General features: G+C 42.3%; 21 protein-coding genes. 5 read left to right on the top strand and 16 right to left on the bottom strand.

Features of this window, described 5'->3' with window-relative positions; all coding sequences use genetic code 11:
- Positions 1–15 precede the first annotated feature (15 nt).
- On the bottom strand, positions 16–462 hold the full coding sequence (locus J7E38_RS13950; RefSeq protein ID WP_214706993.1) for an NUDIX hydrolase: 447 nt from the start codon (positions 460–462) through the stop codon (positions 16–18).
- Positions 463–732: 270 nt separating this feature from the next.
- Between J7E38_RS13950 and J7E38_RS13945 the strand changes: the two genes are divergently transcribed.
- A complete protein-coding gene (locus J7E38_RS13945) occupies positions 733–1,062 on the top strand; it encodes a DUF4257 domain-containing protein (RefSeq protein WP_144475998.1) in 330 nt (109 codons plus the stop codon).
- Between the two features lie 144 nt (positions 1,063–1,206).
- Here the strand turns inward: J7E38_RS13945 and J7E38_RS13940 are convergent, their stop codons facing one another.
- Positions 1,207–1,668 carry a GyrI-like domain-containing protein gene (locus J7E38_RS13940; protein WP_214706991.1) on the bottom strand — a complete coding sequence of 154 codons (462 nt, stop codon included), beginning with the start codon at positions 1,666–1,668 and terminating at the stop codon, positions 1,207–1,209.
- Between the two features lie 78 nt (positions 1,669–1,746).
- Between J7E38_RS13940 and J7E38_RS13935 the strand changes: the two genes are divergently transcribed.
- The gene (locus tag J7E38_RS13935; protein WP_214706989.1) at positions 1,747–2,268 is read left to right on the top strand and encodes an undecaprenyl-diphosphatase; all 522 of its coding nucleotides are present in this window, start codon (positions 1,747–1,749) and stop codon (positions 2,266–2,268) included.
- A 148-nt stretch (positions 2,269–2,416) separates the two neighbouring features.
- On the opposite strand, the gene J7E38_RS13930 is transcribed toward J7E38_RS13935, so the two are convergent.
- From J7E38_RS13930 to J7E38_RS13915, 4 genes are all read right to left on the bottom strand, one after another.
- The gene (locus tag J7E38_RS13930; RefSeq protein ID WP_214706988.1) at positions 2,417–2,950 is read right to left on the bottom strand and encodes a GNAT family N-acetyltransferase; all 534 of its coding nucleotides are present in this window, start codon (positions 2,948–2,950) and stop codon (positions 2,417–2,419) included.
- Between the two features lie 20 nt (positions 2,951–2,970).
- Complete coding sequence (locus J7E38_RS13925; RefSeq protein WP_214706987.1) at positions 2,971–3,234, bottom strand: hypothetical protein; 264 nt, start codon at positions 3,232–3,234, stop codon at positions 2,971–2,973.
- Positions 3,235–3,252: 18 nt separating this feature from the next.
- Positions 3,253–4,167, bottom strand: a complete 915-nt coding sequence (locus J7E38_RS13920; RefSeq protein WP_214706986.1) for a Nif3-like dinuclear metal center hexameric protein — start codon at positions 4,165–4,167, stop codon at positions 3,253–3,255.
- A 438-nt stretch (positions 4,168–4,605) separates the two neighbouring features.
- A complete protein-coding gene (locus tag J7E38_RS13915; protein WP_214706985.1) occupies positions 4,606–5,061 on the bottom strand; it encodes a GNAT family N-acetyltransferase in 456 nt (151 codons plus the stop codon).
- A gap of 183 nt (positions 5,062–5,244) precedes the next feature.
- Here J7E38_RS13915 and J7E38_RS13910 point away from each other — a divergent pair, with 183 nt between their 5' ends.
- Both J7E38_RS13910 and J7E38_RS13905 read left to right on the top strand, forming a co-directional pair.
- Positions 5,245–5,742 (top strand): RNA polymerase sigma factor, encoded by a 498-nt coding sequence (locus tag J7E38_RS13910; RefSeq protein WP_214706984.1) that lies wholly within the window; start codon positions 5,245–5,247, stop codon positions 5,740–5,742.
- Positions 5,739–7,181: a zf-HC2 domain-containing protein gene (locus J7E38_RS13905; RefSeq protein ID WP_214706983.1), complete on the top strand. Its 1,443-nt coding sequence runs from the start codon at positions 5,739–5,741 to the stop codon at positions 7,179–7,181. Before J7E38_RS13910 ends, J7E38_RS13905 begins: the two co-directional genes overlap by 4 nt.
- A 43-nt stretch (positions 7,182–7,224) precedes the next feature.
- On the opposite strand, the gene J7E38_RS13900 is transcribed toward J7E38_RS13905, so the two are convergent.
- Positions 7,225–8,097, bottom strand: a complete 873-nt coding sequence (locus J7E38_RS13900; protein ID WP_214706981.1) for an aminoglycoside 6-adenylyltransferase — start codon at positions 8,095–8,097, stop codon at positions 7,225–7,227.
- A 78-nt stretch (positions 8,098–8,175) separates the two neighbouring features.
- Positions 8,176–8,304, bottom strand: coding sequence for a hypothetical protein (locus J7E38_RS24165; protein WP_285291743.1), 129 nt, complete (start codon positions 8,302–8,304; stop codon positions 8,176–8,178).
- A gap of 195 nt (positions 8,305–8,499) precedes the next feature.
- Between J7E38_RS24165 and J7E38_RS13895 the strand changes: the two genes are divergently transcribed.
- Positions 8,500–9,333 carry an STAS domain-containing protein gene (locus J7E38_RS13895; protein WP_214706980.1) on the top strand — a complete coding sequence of 278 codons (834 nt, stop codon included), beginning with the start codon at positions 8,500–8,502 and terminating at the stop codon, positions 9,331–9,333.
- Positions 9,334–9,478: 145 nt separating this feature from the next.
- On the opposite strand, the gene J7E38_RS13890 is transcribed toward J7E38_RS13895, so the two are convergent.
- The 8 genes from J7E38_RS13890 to J7E38_RS13855 all read right to left on the bottom strand — a co-directional run bounded on the left by J7E38_RS13890 (position 9,479) and on the right by J7E38_RS13855 (position 18,736).
- Entirely contained in the window at positions 9,479–12,649 is a 3,171-nt protein-coding gene (locus J7E38_RS13890; RefSeq protein ID WP_214706979.1) for a DEAD/DEAH box helicase, read from the bottom strand.
- Positions 12,650–12,764: 115 nt separating this feature from the next.
- Positions 12,765–13,160 carry a VOC family protein gene (locus J7E38_RS13885; RefSeq protein WP_214706978.1) on the bottom strand — a complete coding sequence of 132 codons (396 nt, stop codon included), beginning with the start codon at positions 13,158–13,160 and terminating at the stop codon, positions 12,765–12,767.
- 11 nt (positions 13,161–13,171) lie between these two features.
- The gene (locus tag J7E38_RS13880; RefSeq protein WP_214706977.1) at positions 13,172–13,498 is read right to left on the bottom strand and encodes an ArsR/SmtB family transcription factor; all 327 of its coding nucleotides are present in this window, start codon (positions 13,496–13,498) and stop codon (positions 13,172–13,174) included.
- A gap of 1 nt (position 13,499) precedes the next feature.
- Positions 13,500–13,913 carry an SRPBCC family protein gene (locus J7E38_RS13875; RefSeq protein WP_214706976.1) on the bottom strand — a complete coding sequence of 138 codons (414 nt, stop codon included), beginning with the start codon at positions 13,911–13,913 and terminating at the stop codon, positions 13,500–13,502.
- A gap of 107 nt (positions 13,914–14,020) precedes the next feature.
- Positions 14,021–15,628 (bottom strand): ribonuclease J, encoded by a 1,608-nt coding sequence (locus J7E38_RS13870; protein ID WP_215038640.1) that lies wholly within the window; start codon positions 15,626–15,628, stop codon positions 14,021–14,023.
- 397 nt (positions 15,629–16,025) lie between these two features.
- On the bottom strand, positions 16,026–17,183 hold the full coding sequence (locus tag J7E38_RS13865; protein ID WP_214706974.1) for a homogentisate 1,2-dioxygenase: 1,158 nt from the start codon (positions 17,181–17,183) through the stop codon (positions 16,026–16,028).
- A 15-nt stretch (positions 17,184–17,198) separates the two neighbouring features.
- Positions 17,199–18,116 (bottom strand): fumarylacetoacetate hydrolase family protein, encoded by a 918-nt coding sequence (locus J7E38_RS13860; protein WP_214706972.1) that lies wholly within the window; start codon positions 18,114–18,116, stop codon positions 17,199–17,201.
- A gap of 8 nt (positions 18,117–18,124) precedes the next feature.
- Positions 18,125–18,736 (bottom strand): flavin reductase family protein, encoded by a 612-nt coding sequence (locus J7E38_RS13855; RefSeq protein WP_214706970.1) that lies wholly within the window; start codon positions 18,734–18,736, stop codon positions 18,125–18,127.

Genomic DNA, 18,736 nt, shown 5'->3' with positions numbered 1-18,736 from the left:
AAAAAAATAACCACCTTAATCGGTGGCCATCATTGTCGAAGAATGAACATAACGTTCGGCTTTCTCAATGCTTTCCTTTAACCAGATTGGTGCGTTTGGATGTGCATAAATTTCTTCTGCAGACATCCAATATACGGCCTCCACTTCATCCGGACTTTTTGCAAACGGTTCTCCCCTTTCGATTACACAATGAAACACGATGTCGAGAACTTCTCTCCCGTCAGGCAGTACAAACGAACTGCTTCGCAAATAATTCATATTGGCACTAACTTCGATCCCAACTTCTTCAAACAGCTCCCTCTTCAAAGTCCGCTCGAGCAAATCTTTAGAGAACCCTTCGTTTTCTACCTTCCCGCCAACAAGCGATAATTGCCCTCCAGCATGATCTTCCTTCGTACTCCTCTCAATAATGAGCCATCTCCCACCTCTCTGGATCGTACCCTCAACATTCAGAATAAACATTTTTGTCCTCCTTCTTAATAAATAATATTTTTTTCATTTCACACCGATGTCAAATCCCGTTCTTTATGACTTAAGGCCTGTAACTTTTCAAAATTAGACAATAAAACATTATCTTCCAAAAAGTTACACATATTATTTACCATTTAAATATACTGAAAATTCGATAAATTTACGCATGCTTTTCCACCATTACTACTTGTATAATAGTAATACATCCAGAGTTACCAAAGGAAGACCAACAAAAATCTGGACTTTGGGAGAGTGATCAATTTGTTAGAAAACATGATTTTCGCAATGGTCATTGGTGGATTTGTTGGACTGACAGCACATGTGAGAAAACGTGGCAAGATTATCATGCCTAGAAAAACAAAGAAATTTATCTACCTCGGTTTTCTTGAAGAAATCCTGACAGGATCTTTAGCAGCAGCATTGTTGGTAGTCTCATCCGAGGCTGACTCGATGCTCAGGGTATTTTTAATGTCGATAATGGCTGGATTCGGAGGGGATGCCTTACTCAGAGGACTGGAATTATTCCGAATAAGCAGCGGTAACAATGGCGGGGAGGATATTGGCAATGAAAAAACCAATACCTCGGCCTGAGAGAAAGAAGTTTGCTAACGCCACTGGTCAAGCAGCTTCCAGAGTGCTTGTTTTTTTTTGATAAAAATGAACTTGGGAAATTTTAAGCCATCCCTTACATTCCTCAAACATTCCCCTCTTATAAAAACTCCTTTTAAATTCCAGCTACATCATAATTGGAATATGAATCTTCAGTTCAGGTACACCTGTTAAAGGATCAAAGCTTCCCGGATACTCTTCCAGATGCTCCAAATCACTCTGTTTTAACGTATATTCATTTTGTTTCACCCAAGTGTACAATCTTGTATATGCTTCATGCACTGCTGATCCCTTATAATCTAAGCTGGCAAATGTATACGCGGGAACCGTAATAAGCTCCATATCTTCAGGTATAGACTGCGCATCCTCCACTTCAAGAGCAAGATAATATGTAAAGCCATCTTTTGTGTTGTGGTAAGATAGCCCGAAAATGTTATCAGGCTCCACAGCATGTTTAATCTCATTCCTTCTTTTTAGGAATTCATGATGGAAGACCTTAATTTCTCCCCTGGCTGCCTGTTCATAAGTGCCAATCCATTTTACACCTACAGCTTTAAACGTTTCTTTATTGACTACCTTTGGTTCCATTGAATATCCTCTCCTTTTTCCATACATTTTTGCCGTCAGCGAGGGAAAAGTAAGACTAAAACATTAAGGAGCTCCATGATGGACCTTAAACTTTTTCGGCTGATCAACAGACTTTCCGGCCGTTTCACACCAGTGGATCAACTCATGATCCTTATTTCGAATCGTGTACGTTATGTTTATCTTTTCATCATATTAGTAATGCTGTTCAAGAACCGATTCAATAAAAAAATCGCTATTGAAACAGGCCTTTCAGTGACCATCAGCTTGGCTGCCCAATTTTTCATCCATTTATTTTATTTCAAACCGCGACCATTCATAAAACGGCGCGTCGGGATTCTTATTCCGTCAAAAATGGATTCTTCCTTTCCCAGCAAGCATACAATGCTCGCTTTCACCGCCTCTACCACTGTCCTGATGTTCCACCGGACACTGGGGACAATCATGATGTGGATGTCGGCACTAACAGGTTTTTCTAGAATCTGGGTCGGACACCATTATCCATCCGATATTGTTGGAAGTGCCTTTCTTGGTACAATGATAAGTGTTGTGACGAGGATCTTTTCATTCGGTAAATTCGGGAACAAACCAGAAACCAGCTAACGCCATGCTGTTTAGTCAATGCAAATCCTAAATATCAAGTTGAAAATAGAAGGAAGCCAGTAAATAAGGCAGCCATAATCCAAGGAGATCATGTTCCTGAAAGAGTAACAGCTCTTAGCCTATTACATGCAAAGTGATTTTTACGGTATCAACTTGATTTATTTTCAATCCAAAACCGTCTCACTACATTGCCATCTTCCTCCGTAAAGCTGACATCCTCGACTCCGCCATTATTGATTATTGTTTTGGCGGATCCTATATTGTCAGCATCACAAACGACAAGGACCTTATCGATTCCAAATTCCTTCGTTTTTACCAGTGAATAAGCAAGGATTTTTGTCGCATAGCCTTTATGCCTCTCACTCGGGCGGATTCCATAGCCTATATGCCCGCCAATGTTGAATAGTTTTTCAGTAAGCCCATGCCTGATATTGACTACACCCAATATTTTTTTGTTATTGTTTACAAGCCAGTAAGTTGAGTCTTTAACCCAGCCTTTTGGAATGTTGACCCCTTTTTCATTATCCAGCAAGAATTGAACCATGCCGGCAAAATCCGCTGGGTCCTTTGCAATTACCCAGGGAATCATATCTTCTCCGCTTTCTTTCCACTCGTGGTAAAACTCAAGGTATTCATTTTCCAAATCTTTTGTTGGCTTGATCAGCTGAACTTTTTCTTCCATTACACTTAACCCCCAAAATCCTAACCCGCCCTAGACATTTTAAAAATTTTCCTGCTGACTACAACTAACATCAACACAAATGATAACCCGGCTGCTATAAAAAAACCTGTAGCATAAGAAGGAATATTTGCTTCCTGTACGCTGTCATTGATTTCGAAGCCCAAGAAATGAATACCGATTCCATCTCCATCAACATCAGTCCCTAGCTTCCATAAGTCCATCCCTTGTTGTAAAAACAATACAGAAATAACAATTAGAACGATTGACGCAAGCCAGTATTTCATATTATTTTCTGCTCCTTTTTACAGCCACCATTTTCCCTGAGGAATCATGATAGTCTCCATTTTGAGTTTTTCGTGAAACCAGTTTCTAATTAACGTTTTCTTTACCAAGTATTCAGAAGCCGAATGAGAAACGCCAATCAGCGACATGTTGGATTCAGATACATAATCCATCATCTGCTGATATTTCTTCTTTCCATAATCATTATCAATATGGCAATGGATTTCACCTGTGATATATGCCTGAGCTCCTCTCATTTCGGCTTCCCTCATCCAGTCCACCTTGTCACCGCATCCTGCAATAATCGCTACTTTTGTAATTCGGTCATGTTTCTTGCCTTCAAAATCGACATATGGGATTTCGAAAATCTTCTCAAGTTTCGTAACAAGATTATCGGTGCTTATTTCGTCTATTTCGCAAATAAACACCAGATCCTCACCATTATCCCCTGGTAAAAAACCATCGATTTTCCTCCCCTCAAGGGATTGCTGAATTGCTATACTAGTTCCCAATTCCCGGTGAAAATCCAATGGTTCATGTACTGTGTAAACGGACAGCTTTTTATCGATCAATCTATTTAAGAATTCTTTTCTTATTGGTACAAATCCGCGCCCCCACTTCCCATTGGGATCACCACATTCCATCAGAAGCGGGTGGTGCATGAACAGCAGGTCTCCTTCTTTACTGGTATTGATAAAATACTCAAGCACTTCATCTGTTGGAAACACAGCCAGGAATACCCTGCTCACTTCAGGCGCCCCTTTAATCATTAACCCGTTGAAAAGCTCTGTGTACCTCTTCCCAAAAACTTCCTGCCACTCAAATCCCGTAGATTCATAGGCAGCTGGAATGAACCTGCTGAAACCCGGATCCTTGCCAAATGACTCCACATCGAACTCCATATTTAAAGCAATTAACAACTCCTCCAGATTCATAAAAAACACTCCCCATTTGTTTCAATTGAAGGTTTTATTGATTATGACGGACACTTTTGTCTGTTGTTATCGTGTTTTTGTCCATCCTAACCCTAATGACGGACACTTTTTGCCTTCTATTCTCTCCTTTTTGTCCGTCAAACCCCGATGACGGACACTTTTCTCTTCTTTTCTCTCATTTTTGTCCATCATAGCCTCGATGACGAACACTTTTGTTCTCTCTTCTCTAATTTTTGTCCGTCATAGTCTCGATAACGGACATTTTTCTTTTCTTTTCTCTCATTTTTGTCCATCATAGCCTCGATGATGGACACTTTTCTCTTCTTTTCTCTCATTTTTATCCGTCATAGCCTCGATGACGAACACTTTTGTTCTCTCTTCTCTAATTTTTGTCCGTCATAGTCTCGATAACGGACATTTTTCTCTCTATTTCGTCCGTCATTGAACAGCTTCGTTCAGTCTAAAGGCTGCCAGCTGTTCTCCCCATGGAGCGATTTCTGTCTCGACAAATCCGGCTTTCATATATGTTGCTCTTGCACCTGCGTTTTCCTGGTTGTAGCCAATCATGATGAGCGGAATTCCAGCAGTGTTTATCCTTATGATCTCGGCAACGATCAACTTTACTGCTTCAGTTCCAAACCCTTTACCCTGATGCGTCTCATCGACCATCAGCCGATAGATCCAATAATTATTATCATCTGGGTCAATGCCGTACATCGCAAAGCCTACCATCTGCTGACCATCATAAATTCCGCATGCTTGAAACTGGTCAAGGAACTGGACTTCAGCAATTGAATACAAATTTAAGGCCATAAAGTGTTTTTGGTCTTCCTTCACTTTTAACTCAATTGCGTCCTCCCAGTTGTCCTTTGTAATTGGCTTTAAAGTTAACATCCTTAATTTACTCCTTCACATCTATAAAAATATAAAACTAAACCGATGATAATCATATTGATATTTTAGCTAATTTTACCATTAGTTGAAAGATTCACAACCTTCTTTGTGGATTTTTTTCTAAAATAAGGTGTAACTTTTACCAATTTCAAGTGTCTATGCTTCCAGAGAGAGGGGGATGGAATGTCGGATCCGAGGATTGAATTATATGAAACCTACAAGAATGCGATTTTCTTGTACCTATACCGGTCAACTTTGAATCAGCATATTGCCGAAGATCTTACCCAGGATACATTTTTGAAAGCATTCCAGTCATTGTCCAGCTTTCGTGGTGAGTCCTCATTGAAAACCTGGCTTCTTAAAATAGCACGAAACACTTATATCAATTTCAGCAAGAAGAAACAAAACAAAGTCGAGTTTCAGTCGGATTTGATTGACGAGCAATGGTCTAAACAGCCAGACCAATACAAACGTTCAGATGATCAAAAACAGATCGAGCTGACGTTGCTGCAATTGCCTGAGAATTACCGGACTTATATCATTTTACGAGATGCCAACGGTCTTTCGTACGAAGAAGTTGCACTTATAACCAACGAAACAATCGGCCAGGTAAAGGTTGGCTTGTACCGTGCCAGAAAGAAATTCAAGGAAATTTACAGGAATCTGGAGGGTGGAGAATGAGATTGGAACATGAAGTAGTCCAGGATCTATATCCTTTATATATTGAAAATGATCTTAGTCCCTCTGTAAAAAAAGCAGTAGAGGAACATCTGAAGGAATGTGAAACATGCAGGGTATTTTATTCAACCGGTGAAAAAACAGTCCAAATAAATGACATGGAAGACGCTTCCGTATCTAAATCCCTTGATGAAAAAATCATTTTAAAAATGAAACTGAATCGCGTAAGGCTAATTTCTGTTGTACTTGCAGGAATACTTTTTTCAATGCTATTCACGGATTACATAAATGAGCGTGAACAATTGTTCAGGGCTACAGATGGTTATTATGATGCAATAGGGCAAATGGACAGATTGATTGATGCAGTGAAAAACGAAGAACAGATCAACTCTGGTTATGAAATGGATCGATTGTTTGAATATAATAATGAACTTAGAGATCATTTGAATTTCTTCGAGGAGTACAAAACAAATGCAACAGAATTCTCCCTCATTCTGAATTCACAAAGATTAAACGATATGCTGGAAGTTTTGAAAACCCGTTACAACCAGGGAAGATGGTCTAAAACAGATGAAGCAGCATTCCAGGCACTTAAAGAATATTTTGCCGAACAGGAAGAAATTGCTGAGAATGAATATAGGAAAACCCATCATGCCTACAGCTCGTACCTCCACATCTTAAATGTAAAAGAGTTGGATAAGTTTTATGAAAATGTAAATTTACTAACCTACAGTTATACCCGCTTTCATAAAATGCCTGATCAAATCAAGCCTATGAACGAGTCGAAGTTAAAAAATCGAATTGCGGAGGCACTGGATTTTGATAAAGATAAAATCAAGTTAAAAAAGGAAAGCCCGGTTAATGACTTGTTTGTATATCGTTTTGAAATTGGAAATGGTTATGGCGGAGAAATTGACGCGATCACAGGCCAGATAACCCAGTACTTCGGTGATACCGGACCTTTAACTGACGGACCGGTAATGGATAAAAGTGAAGTCGAAAAAAAAGCCAGGATGTATTTAGAAAAAATATATGGAAAAACGATCAATTTTGAGCTTACTACTTTAGGTTTCAACTATAATTATTTTTCCGAGGACTCAAGGCATAAAGTATACAGCTTTAAAGCTGTCCCTAAAGTTCAAGATTTTATGTTATATACACCCTTGGAAACCGAAACCATAATGCATATTAATGCCAGGAATGGCGAACTTGAAAGCTTCAATCACAATCGCTATGTACCTACTTTTGAACAATTGAATCAAGTCGACCTTCCAGCTGAGATAAAGAATAAAGATAATACCCAAAATCTTATTATCTACTCGGCTTTATCTGGTAATTTTGAATTAGTCTACATGGCCCCTGATGAGGAAGACGTAGATGAAGAAAAATTCATCTCTGTGAAAACAGGCAAAGAAGACCAAGTCTATGTGGATGTAGATTGAACGAAAAGCTGCCATGAATTTTCATGGCAGCTTTTACAATCTATTATTCGAATCTTTCCGCCTCTGCTGGCAGATTCCTGACTTTTAACAAATACGCCCTCATTTTCTGCTCATATTCCATGGGATACTGATAACCCAAACTCTCCCCAACTTCCTTGGCCATACGGCTGAACAGGTCTGCAGTCCGGAAAAGGGCTTCCCAGTTTTCCTCAATCCCTGCTCCTGCATAAGTCCCCTCCAATTCCGACCATGTTCCGGGGTCCAGGTAACGTTTGAACCAGCGCCCGAACTTATTGGGATTAATGGACCAATCATGCTTTACCCCAAGATACCATTCAATCGCTGGCTGAAGGTAATTGAATCGGATCACATTGTCGAGCATGTATTTTGCAAAGTACAATTCATCACGCCAGAGGCTGTTCGCTACGTATGCCGTATCACCCCAAAAACTATTGATGATCTCAGTATATATTTCTTCAGAAGGCTTCCTGGTGAAATACGCCTTATAGGATGGAGCAGGAATTCCCTTTGTTAAACCGTCCTTATCTAACAGGACTTTATAGCCATTATCATATTTTGCCGGCAGCTCAGTAAGCTCAGCAAGGCTTTTTATGAAATCATTGGTTGAAATCTGAAAATCAATTTTTGTTCCATCCTCGTAAAGGACTAGGCGCGTACGCCAATTCCCATCCTGCAAAACCACTTTCTTGATTAGCACTCCAAATTGATCAAGCCAGCCATCGTCACTCATAAAGACATCTAAATCATCTACGAAAATTTCGAAATCATAGTCTGTAAAAAGGTCAGTGAAAGCGTACGGGTTGGCCCGGGAACTGGTCAGAAGAACTGTGCGGATATGATCATTTCGCTGTGCCCAATCAAGCAACAGGCTTACCATTTCTTGTTCTTGTTTCATTTACTAATTACTCCCTTTCGAAAGCACTTTACATAATAACTTTATGATTAACGTAAGCTGTCTGCAAACAGGCAATTCCTATTCAGTTCTCCGACTGTCGTGGTCTTGACTCAACCGTTCAACTTCTTTTTCCAAAAAATCTAGCCGCCGATGGATTCGGTAAATAATCGGCAAATAAGCAATAATGACAATAACCAACCAGCCCATTGATTTCCCCCCTCTAAAAAATACTTTTTACTATACTTCTTTTTTTCTAAGATTTATCCTTTAATTATAGGATACATGCTGTTAATTATTTGAATTCGCCCCACCGTTTTGTTACAGTTTGTAAAAGGGAGTAGTTTTACCTATCTCCGTGTTGTTAATTACACTAAAGTTTATATTCGAGGAGTGTACATAGAAATGGAATCCACTTTTAACCAAAAAGATATTACAGATTTCATTAAAACAAATAGAGACCAATTTGAAGAGAAATTGTTATCAGAAGCAGTGAATGTTGCCAGTAAAATTCATGAGATCCTTCAAAAAGGGAATATTGACCTGTTGAAGAACGCTGAAAAATTGATTGTTTACATAGTTGAACAGCAAGAAGAAGAGCTGATCGCTTTTGCTGAACAAGAAGGAATCGCCTGGGCAGAACATTCTTTGACTGTTGCCTTCAAACTAGAATGGATTCAGGCCATCCGCCGGACATTATGGCAATTTCTGAACCAATATGATGAATTGCATAATAATGTTACAAATCGCGAGGATTTTTTCCAGCTGGAGAAAAAGATCAATGACCAGGTAGACCAATTCTTGAATACCTTCTTCTTAACTTATACTAAGTACAAGGATGAACTGCTGAATTCACAGCGAAAACTGGTTGAACATCTTTCCGTCCCTATAATCCCTGTCAGCGCTACTGTTGCAGTGCTTCCTCTAATCGGGATGATTGATGATTACAGAATGCAGATTATCGAAGAAAAAGTACTGATGGATATTTCCAGATTGAAAGTCCAAACCCTAATCATGGACCTATCCGGGATTGCGGATATGGAAATGAACGTTATCGACCATTTCCAAAAAGTATTGAATGGTGTTGCCATGATGGGCTCTAAGGCTGTCATAACCGGGATGCGCCCTGAGCTTGTAAGGAAAATGATCCATTCTGGAATCAACTTTGATCAAAAGGCAGATACCAGAGGAACATTGCAGCAGACACTCAGGTCTTACCTGGATAGTGAAACAAAATAAAGCATACAGAAAGCCCCTTTGTTTTTCACAAAGGGGTTTTATTATCGTTAATGTACTAGCTGTTTCAACTAAAGAACATTATAGTTCCCTCAATATCTGAAGAATTAACGGCCAACTTTGTTAAAACTTTAACACTCCAATGAATCTACAGCATAAGGATTTCGCGGATATCTTCCTCTGTCAGGGCCGCTGAGGATTTTTCTTCAATGATTTCTTCAATCATATTTCGCTTTTTCTCCTGCAGCTCATTCATTTTTTCTTCAATCGTCCCTTTTGAGATTAATTTGATGACCTGAACTTTATTTTTCTGGCCCATACGGTGTGCCCGGTCGGCAGCCTGCTCTTCAACCGCTGGATTCCACCATAAATCATAGAGGATGACAGTATCGGCTCCAGTGAGATTCAAGCCTGTCCCGCCTGCTTTCAATGAAATCAGGAAGAAGTCCCGCTCTCCGGCATTGAACTTTTCGCATGTTTCAACCCTGTCTTCCGATGGCGTCTGTCCATCCAGGTAAAAGTAGGGAATGCCCTGATATGCTAACTCCCTCGCAATCAAACTCAGCATCTTTGTATACTGCGAGAAGATCAGTACCCTTCTGCCGGCATACCTGGATTCCTCGATTATTTTCTTCAATTGCTCAAACTTTGCAGAGCTTCCCTTGTAGCCATCGACAAACAGGGCGGGGTGACAGCAAATTTGCCTGAGCCTTGTCAGTCCGGCGAGGATTTTGATGCGATTTTTTCTGATTGTGTTCTTATCAAGCTGCTTAAAGGTTTGATGACGAAGTTTGGCCAAATATGCTGCGTAGAGCTTCTTTTGTTCAGGAAGCAATTCCACTCGATCGATGGATTCGATTTTTTCAGGCAGCTCTCCAAGTACATCCTCTTTCACTCTCCGCAACAAGAAAGGGCGGATTCTGCGTGCGATGGTTTTGCTTGTCAGATGGCTGTATTCCTTTAATCCCTGGAACAACTCCGGGAATACGACCCTGAAAATGGACCATAATTCTTCTGTTGAGTTTTCAATCGGCGTTCCAGTCAAGGCAAATCGGTGCTCTGCCTGGATATTCATAACCGCCTTTGCCGTTTGTGTCAGCGGATTCTTGAAGGCTTGTGCTTCATCGAAAAAGACCGTATGGAATTTTATTTTTTCATATAAGTGGATGTCTTGTCTTAACAACATGTAAGAAGTGATGACGACATCCATTTCCGAAACATCCGTTAATAGTCTGCCCCGTTCGTTTTTATTTCCGTCGATGATCACTGCCTCTATTTCCGGTGTGAATTTCAAAAATTCACTTAGCCAGTTATAGACCAGCGATGAAGGACAAACAATCAGAATCGGCTGTTTCTTATCCCTCGCATCTGCGAGTTCCGATGCTATATAAGTGATGCTTTGAAGCGTTTTTCCCAGTCCCATGTCATCAGCAAGGATGCCTCCGAAGCCATAGCTTGCGATTGTTTTCAGCCATTGATAGCCCTGCTTTTGGTATTCACGCAAAACAGGTTCCAGTCTTTCAGGAATCATGAATTTAGCTTCTGAAGGGAGGGTGATTTCCTGTAAAAATTGCCTGAAGGATTCTTCTGCTAGAATGACAGATTGATCATCGAATGAATCCAACATCTGCATTCCCCGTATGATTGGCATGTTCAACCCTTTTTCCAGGTCATCTGCCTGAACTGGCCCTGCTTTTAAGAAACGCTGGATTTCTTCCCATTCTCGTGTTTCAAGCGACATCAGCATCCCATTGCGCAATCGGAAATATTTCTGTTTCTCTTCAAGTGCTTCCAGAACCTCGCGGATTTGCTTTTCGGCTATTCCATCCATTTCAAACTTGAATTCAAGCCAGTTAGTCCGTTCTTTTTTTACCTTCACACGGATTTGCGGCCTTGCCGGCTCCCTGAATATCCTGTTCCTGACCGAAGTCGTAGCATAGACCTGTACGAATTTCTGGAGTTTCGGCAATACATGATACAGGAATTCATATTCGAGTTCTTCATTATGCAAGAAATAACCGCCATCCGTCTTGGCGAAAGAACTTTCGTCCAGTATATCAATGATCACATCTTCTTTTTCAACATCCCGAATCAACAACGTATTAACCCGGGGTTCCCTGTCCTCGAGCGGGTTGAATACAATGTTGCCATACTGGAATTCCAGTCCCGCCAACAACCGGTTATTGACCCGGTCAAGGTAAAGCTTCGCCACCAGGGGATCTGTCAGGAATTGCTTTGCCATGTCACCATCGATTTGCACCTCGCCAATACGGCGCAGACCGGGAACGACTTTTTCGACGAAGAATCCCATTTGATCCTGTAAAATTGGAATGCTGTCTGTCTTTGATGTCTCCAGGATATTTTTCAGTTCAAACAATCGGCTGAAATCCTCCTGGCTAAGCTCCACTAAGTGGGTATTGGACAGAACCACGTTATATTTATCAAAAACAGTCAATTCATGGATGCCGACTATACTTAAAGAATAGTCATTCCCTATATTTTTTTCAAAATTAAACTTCAGGGAAAGCTTTTCATTGGTAACATTGAATTCTGTAAGCTCGCCGCCACTTTCCAGTTTTGAATCCGGCACCTTCCTAAGCAGCTGCAGAATGTGCTGCCAAAAAGATGGCGGAATGACCACAATGGAAGGATCGTCCACTTCATTGATGGCCAAATCTGCATCCAGCACAATTTGAGTCAGCAGCATAATGACAGAATCGGTTTCATTTTGAAAGCAATGGAGCTGTGGATCGTATTGGAACAGAGGAGAAATTGTTGCTGGCTCTCGTTTCGCTATACTCAGTAAAAAACCAGCCAGATCATTAACTTTGACAGGCCCCAGGCTGATGGAAACACCGAACAAGTTCTCCTGGCTGCTGCCTTCAAATGGCTTGATTATGAACTGAGTATTCAATACCTTCCGCGTTTCAAAATGCAGCTGATGGCCGCTTGTCCTTCTCGGCTCTTCAGTGAAGATGGCCAGCACTCCATCAGCCAGATCATTTTTCGTTTGTGTTATCCTGTTTGTACTTCCCCGCTTTTGTTCATCAATAATCGCAATCAGGACAGACGCCACATGCTGGCACTCTTGTTTGACAGATGCAAGCTTCGGGCATGTGCACTGAGTCTGGAAACGTCCATTCCCGGTGTTCGTGACAGTGACATGGAAGTCATCTGCACCTGTCACGATTGCTTCTGCATGATCGGTACTGTAATCAGTAAACTTCACTTTACCTGCACGGTAAAATGCATCCCCGCGTTTGAAGGAAACAGTTCCGCATAAATCCTTGATGAGTTTTTGATTCAGTTTGATTTCCATGGCCTGCTTCCCTCCTGGCAGATGCATTTATCAATAATTATTAGTGTAGACTTTATCACAGCATTTGTTAAGCAGGAATGTAAAAAGCATGGAGGATTCTCCATGCTCTCAAGGACTAATTAGGCAGATTCAATTGCCAGGAGACGCCAAACTTGTCGACTGTCCAGGCGAATTTTTTGCTGAAGGAATAATCCCCTAAAGGCATTAATACTGAACCCTCTTCAGACAGTTTTTCAAACAAGTGATCAATTTCAGCTTCCGAACTGCAGGTAAGGAAGATTGAAAAAGAGGGAGTAAAGGTGAATTCATGATGGATATTGCTGTCGATGCACATGAATTCCTGCCCTTTTAATGTAAAGGTCGCCTGAATGACGCTACCTTTCTTTCCTGGCCCATCTGCTCCATATCTTGAAATGGAGGTGATTTCCGAATCTTCAATGAGCGAAGTGTAGTATTTCATTGCTTCCTCTGCATTACCTTCGAACATTAAAAACGGGGTTGCTTTTTCCATGAAAATGCCTCCTATTCTTCATCAGATTCCACAAAGTTTTTCAGTGCCGATAATTTGTTATCCCAATAAATCTCGAAGAAGGAGAGCCATTCCTGCAATTCTCGGAGCGGTTCTGGCTGCAATTCGTAACGTGTTTCCCGTCCAATTTTCCTGCTTGTGACGAGCCCCGCTTCTGATAACACAAATAAATGCTTATTGACGGCCGTCCTGGTTATCGGGAATCTTTCCGTTATGGAGGCGATCGGCATCTCCTTTTCGGCAAGCAGCTTTAATATTTTTCGGCGAGTCGGATCCGCGACAGCCTGGAACACATCATGTCTCGCTTGAGAAGCTGGCATGTTAACCCTCGATATAAGAAGGAAGTGCTTCTTTGACGATTTTATCCCAGCCGTTATCCATAATACCCTGAACAATTGTATGTGGCTGGCCAAATTCAGTAACCTTTTCTGGATCCCAGCCGGAGTGAATCAGTGTGAATTCTGTCTTGCCATCAAGATCCTTTAATTCAAAGGCAAGATGCCAGTCTTTTCCCCAGTCAAAGCCAAGTCGATTCGGGGGATCCAATTCTGTCACCTTGCATGGCGAATCACCAAATGGCCCTGCGTGAAGAGTGAACTCCCTGCCAAGTTCCGGTTCGAACGTATTCGGCATCCACCACGCTGCCATTCCTTCCGATGTGGCAACTGCTTTCCACACTTTTTCAATTGATGCATTCAATAGGATTGTTTTACGAATATCAGGTTGTATTGTCATGGTTTGACCTCCAATATATTTATAACACCTTTTTGTGTCGCTTCTAATTTTATAACACCATATAGTGTCATGTCAACAAAAAAACCAGATACTTGGTCAGTACCTGGTTAGATTTCAATGATAATCGGGAGAATCATCGGCTTCCTTCTGGTCTGCTGGAAAATATGCTGGCCGACCGCTTTTTTGATTCCCTGCTTGATGACATTCCAGCGGTGAACATTATCCTCTTGCAGTTCAGTTACGGTTTTCGTGACGATATTATTTACATCACGCATCAGGTCCTCCGAGTTTTTCACAAACACAAAGCCTCGCGAAATGGTATCGGGACCTGAAATGATTTTCCGTTCTGCCTTGCTCAAAGTCAGGACAATCACCAGCATGCCATCCTCAGAAAGCTGCTTGCGGTCCCTGAGCACGATTTCGCCAACATCCCCGACACTGACACCATCCATATAGGTATCACCAGCCGGGATATTCCGAGTCTGGCGTGCTTCGCCATTTTCGATATCAACGATATCCCCATTTTTGATAATGAATGTATGCCCTCTTTCCACTCCCACCGATTCTGCCAACAAACGGTGATGGTGAAGCATCCGGTATTCCCCATGAATCGGGATGAAATATTTCGGTTTCATCAATGTCAGCATCAGCTTGAGGTCTTCCTGGTAGCCGTGCCCCGAAACATGCATGCCCGTTGTACTGCCTGAGCCGTAAATGACTTTCGCACCGAGCTTGAATAAATTATCGATGATCTTGGATACATCTTTTTCATTCCCTGGTATCGGTGATGCCGCCATGATGACCGTATCACCTGGGTATATGTTGACATCACGGTAATTTCCTGTGGAGAGCCGGGACAGTGCCGCCATCGGTTCTCCCTGGCTGCCTGTACAAAGAATGGCCACCTTGCCCGGGTCTAACTGGTCGACAACTTGTGGCTGAATCAGCATTCCTTCAGGGACATTCAAGTATCCTCTTTCGATCGCGACATCCACAACATTCACCATGCTCCTGCCTAGCAAAGCAAGCTTCCTGTCTGTCTTAATTGCCGCTTCGACAACCTGCTGTACCCTGTTCACGTTTGAAGCGAAAGTTGAAACAAAGATTTTTCCATCCGCTTTCATGAACGCCTCTTCCAGATGACCGGCGACCATCCGTTCAGAAGGCGTCAATCCTGTACGTTCTGCATTTGTGCTCTCAGAAAGCAGTGCCAAAACGCCTTCTGTCCCGATCTTCGCCATTTTATGGATTTCTGATTGTTCATCATTCGCAGGGGTCAGGTCGAATTTAAAGTCTCCTGTATGCACTACATTCCCCTCTGGAGTATGAAAAACGATCCCAAGGCAATCGGGTATGCTGTGGCTCACTTTGAAAAAAGAAACCTTGACCTTCCCAAAATCCAGTACCGAATCCGAATAGATTTTCTTCAGTTCTGTACCTCTCAAAAGCTTATGCTCACTCAGTTTTAACTCGATCAATCCCAATGTAAAATCTGTCGCATATACAGGCGCCTTCAGCTTTTTGAAAAAATAAGGAACCCCGCCGATATGATCCTCATGGCCATGAGTCACAATCAGCCCGCGGATTTTTTCCCGGTTTTCCTCCAGATAAGTCATTTCCGGGATGATCAAATCGATTCCCAGCAAACTCTCATCAGGAAATTTGCCTCCGCAATCAATCACAAAAATATCGTCCTCATACTGGACTACATACATATTTTTGCCGATTTCATTTATGCCTCCCAGGGCAAAGATAGATAAAGTCACATTATATCCTCCTAAACGTAATCGATTTTGTTAGTATTGCCCATTGTTTTTCAGATTATTTCGTCTTGAAGAGGAAAAACCCATCCTTTCTTTACCCTTTTACAGGAGGTGAATATGCTTAAATATCATTTTTCATAACTGAGTTCGTACTATTATTGGTGAAACCGCCCCTTATTCGCAAAACTATACGTTTGTTCGCAAAAAAATGAATTTGTTCGCAAAAAAATAAATTTATTCGCAAAAATTGCGAGTTTATTCGCAAACTGGAAAAAAACATTGATTTTTCCCAGGATTTTATTTCCATATAAAAAGACCAACTCGCTTCTACACGAATTGGTCCTCTTTCTTATTTCTCGATCCATGTATACATATACTGTTCGTCTTCAATTTCTTTCGCTTTTTTAACTGTCTTCAACGGGCGGAATGTATCAATCATGACGGCAAGCTCAAGTGTTTCTTTTTTGCCGATGCTTGCTTCAGTCTTCCCCGGATGCGGTCCATGCGGGATGCCGCTTGGGTGCAGGGTAATCGAACCTTCCTTGATGCCTTTCCTGCTCATGAAGTTTCCTTCTACATAATACAACAGCTCATCGCTATTGACGTTGCTATGGTAGTAAGGCGCCGGAATCGCTTCAGGATGGTAATCATAAAGTCGCGGCACAAACGAACAAACCACATAGTTATGTCCTTCGAATGTCTGATGGACCGGAGGCGGCTGGTGGATCCGGCCAGTGATTGGCTCGAAGTCTTCGATATTGAAGGCCCATGGATACAGATAGCCATCCCAGCCGACGACATCAAGCGGATGATGGTTCAGCACATGACGGTGCAGATGCCCGCGCGTCTTTGTAATAACCTCGTGTTCTCCTTTTTCAGAGACAGTTTCCAAAGTCTCCGGTCCGCGGATATCGCGCTCGCAAAATGGACTGTGCTCGAGCAGCTGGCCATATTCATTGCGATAGCGGCGCGGAGTGGTAATCTGGCTGAACGATTCCACAATCAGCGCTTTAGTCATTTCTGAACCGTCAGGCACCACCCTGTAAATCGTGCCAATCGGGATCACTACATAATCACCAGGACGGTAATTCAAAGTCCCAAACATCGTTTCAATCTTGCCAGATCCATGATGGAAAAAGAACATTTCATCTCCATCGCCATTACGGTAAAATTGCTTCATCGGCTCGGTAATATTCGCAAATCCAATTAATAAATCGTCATTACCGAGAATATAGTCCCTTCCATTTAAGGCGTCCCCAGTTTTCGTAATCTGGTCAGTCAAAAAATGCCTGTGGTTCAGCGATCCCTGCTCCTCAAATTCAGGCAAATAGCTGCCGATCAGTTCGCTTTTTACTACTTCAGTCGGCATATGGTGGTGATAAAGGATCGACTGAGTACCGGAAAAACCCTTCGTTCCCATTACCTGCTCACGAAATAGCGAACCGTCTTCTTTTTTAAAAATGGTATGACGTTTCTTCGGGATTTCTCCCATCTGACGGTAGTACATGAATCCACCTTCTTTCTAGTCTTCAATAATTTTATTTTTCAGGACACCCAGTTCCTCAATCTCAAGTTCGACTTCATCGCCAGGCTCCAGCCAGCGGTGCACATCACTGCCAAGCTCGAGTATACAGCCTGTTCCAACAGTACCTGAGCCAATCACCTCACCCGGGAACAGCGTCGTCCCCGCCGAAGCACGTTCAATCATCTCTCCAAAGGAAAAATAAAGATCCTTCATATTGCCTGCAGAGAGCTCTTTGCCGTTCACCCTTGCCGTCATTTGCAGGTCATAACCTTTGCCGGCTTTCCTTGATTCCAGCTCATCCTTCGTAACGAGATACGGACCAAAGGAAGTAGCGAAATCCTTTCCTTTTGCCGGACCAAGACCGACCTTCATTTCCTTCCTCTGAAGATCGCGAGCGCTCCAGTCATTCATGATCATAAAGCCAAAAATATGCTGTTCGGCATCCTCCGCTTTTATGTTGCGGCCTTCTTTACCGATAACACAGGCGATTTCTAGTTCGTAATCCAGCCACTCGCATGTCTGTGGCCGCCTGATTTCTTCTTCAGGATCCTTGATTGCGAGGTGGTTGGTAAAATAAAACACGGGAATTTCATACCATTCCGGAATCATCTCAAGTCCGCGGTTCTCCAGGGCTGTTTTTACATGCTGTTCGAATGCGTAGAAATCACGGACGCTTTTCGGGGTATGCAGCGGCGCTTTCAACCTGACTTCTTCCAGCGGATATGTCCCCGTTTCGCTCTCCAATAGATTCTGTTTGATATATTCCAAATGTTCCTCATGGTTCTCAAGGAATGCCAGCATATTGTCCGGCAAATGCCCATTGGTTGCTTCATGCATATCGACTGCTTCATTGCGCGAATTAATCCAGCCGGCGCGGATGGAACCATCATTTTTCACAAACGTTATGAATTTCATGTCATCACCTATTTTCTTTGCAGTTCAAAGGTTTTAGCCAGCGGCAAGGTGTATGTAGCGCCAGCCAGCCTGCCTACCGGGTTCAATTTTTCCGAATTGATCCGTCCGTTTTCATACAAGTCATCTTCAACGTGCACATGCACGACTTTCCCGATGACAAGGCTGCCGGCACCGGCTTCGTCCTGCCCGAAATGGAGGACCTGGTCAAGTTCACACTCAAGGTGGACCTTCGACTCCTGGACCCTTGGAGGATTTACAGCCGCACTTTCTATCTTTGTCAGACCAGAGGCCTCGAACTCATCGACATCCGCCGTAAATTCAGTTGCACAATCATTCATTTGCTGGACGAAATCCTCACTGACAATATTGATGACAAACTGTTTCGTTGCTTCAATATTGTTCAATGTATCCTTCTTCGCTCCATCTGTCCCCCGCCTCATCGGGGAAAAGCAGACCATCATCGGATTGGCACTGATGACGGTGAAAAAACTGAAGGGTGCCAGATTGGTCGTTCCGTTTTCATCCTGGCTTGATACGAACGCGATTGGGCGAGGCAGCACCGAACCCTGCAAAAGTTTATATGCGTCTTTCCATTCAAGACTGTCTGTTTTGATTTCCAA

The sequence above is a fragment of the Bacillus sp. ISL-35 genome (assembly GCF_018613355.1).
Lineage (GTDB): Bacteria > Bacillota > Bacilli > Bacillales > Cytobacillaceae > Mesobacillus.
The sequence above is the reverse complement of the archived record's forward strand: the minus strand, read 5'-3'. Positions and strand labels throughout refer to the sequence as shown.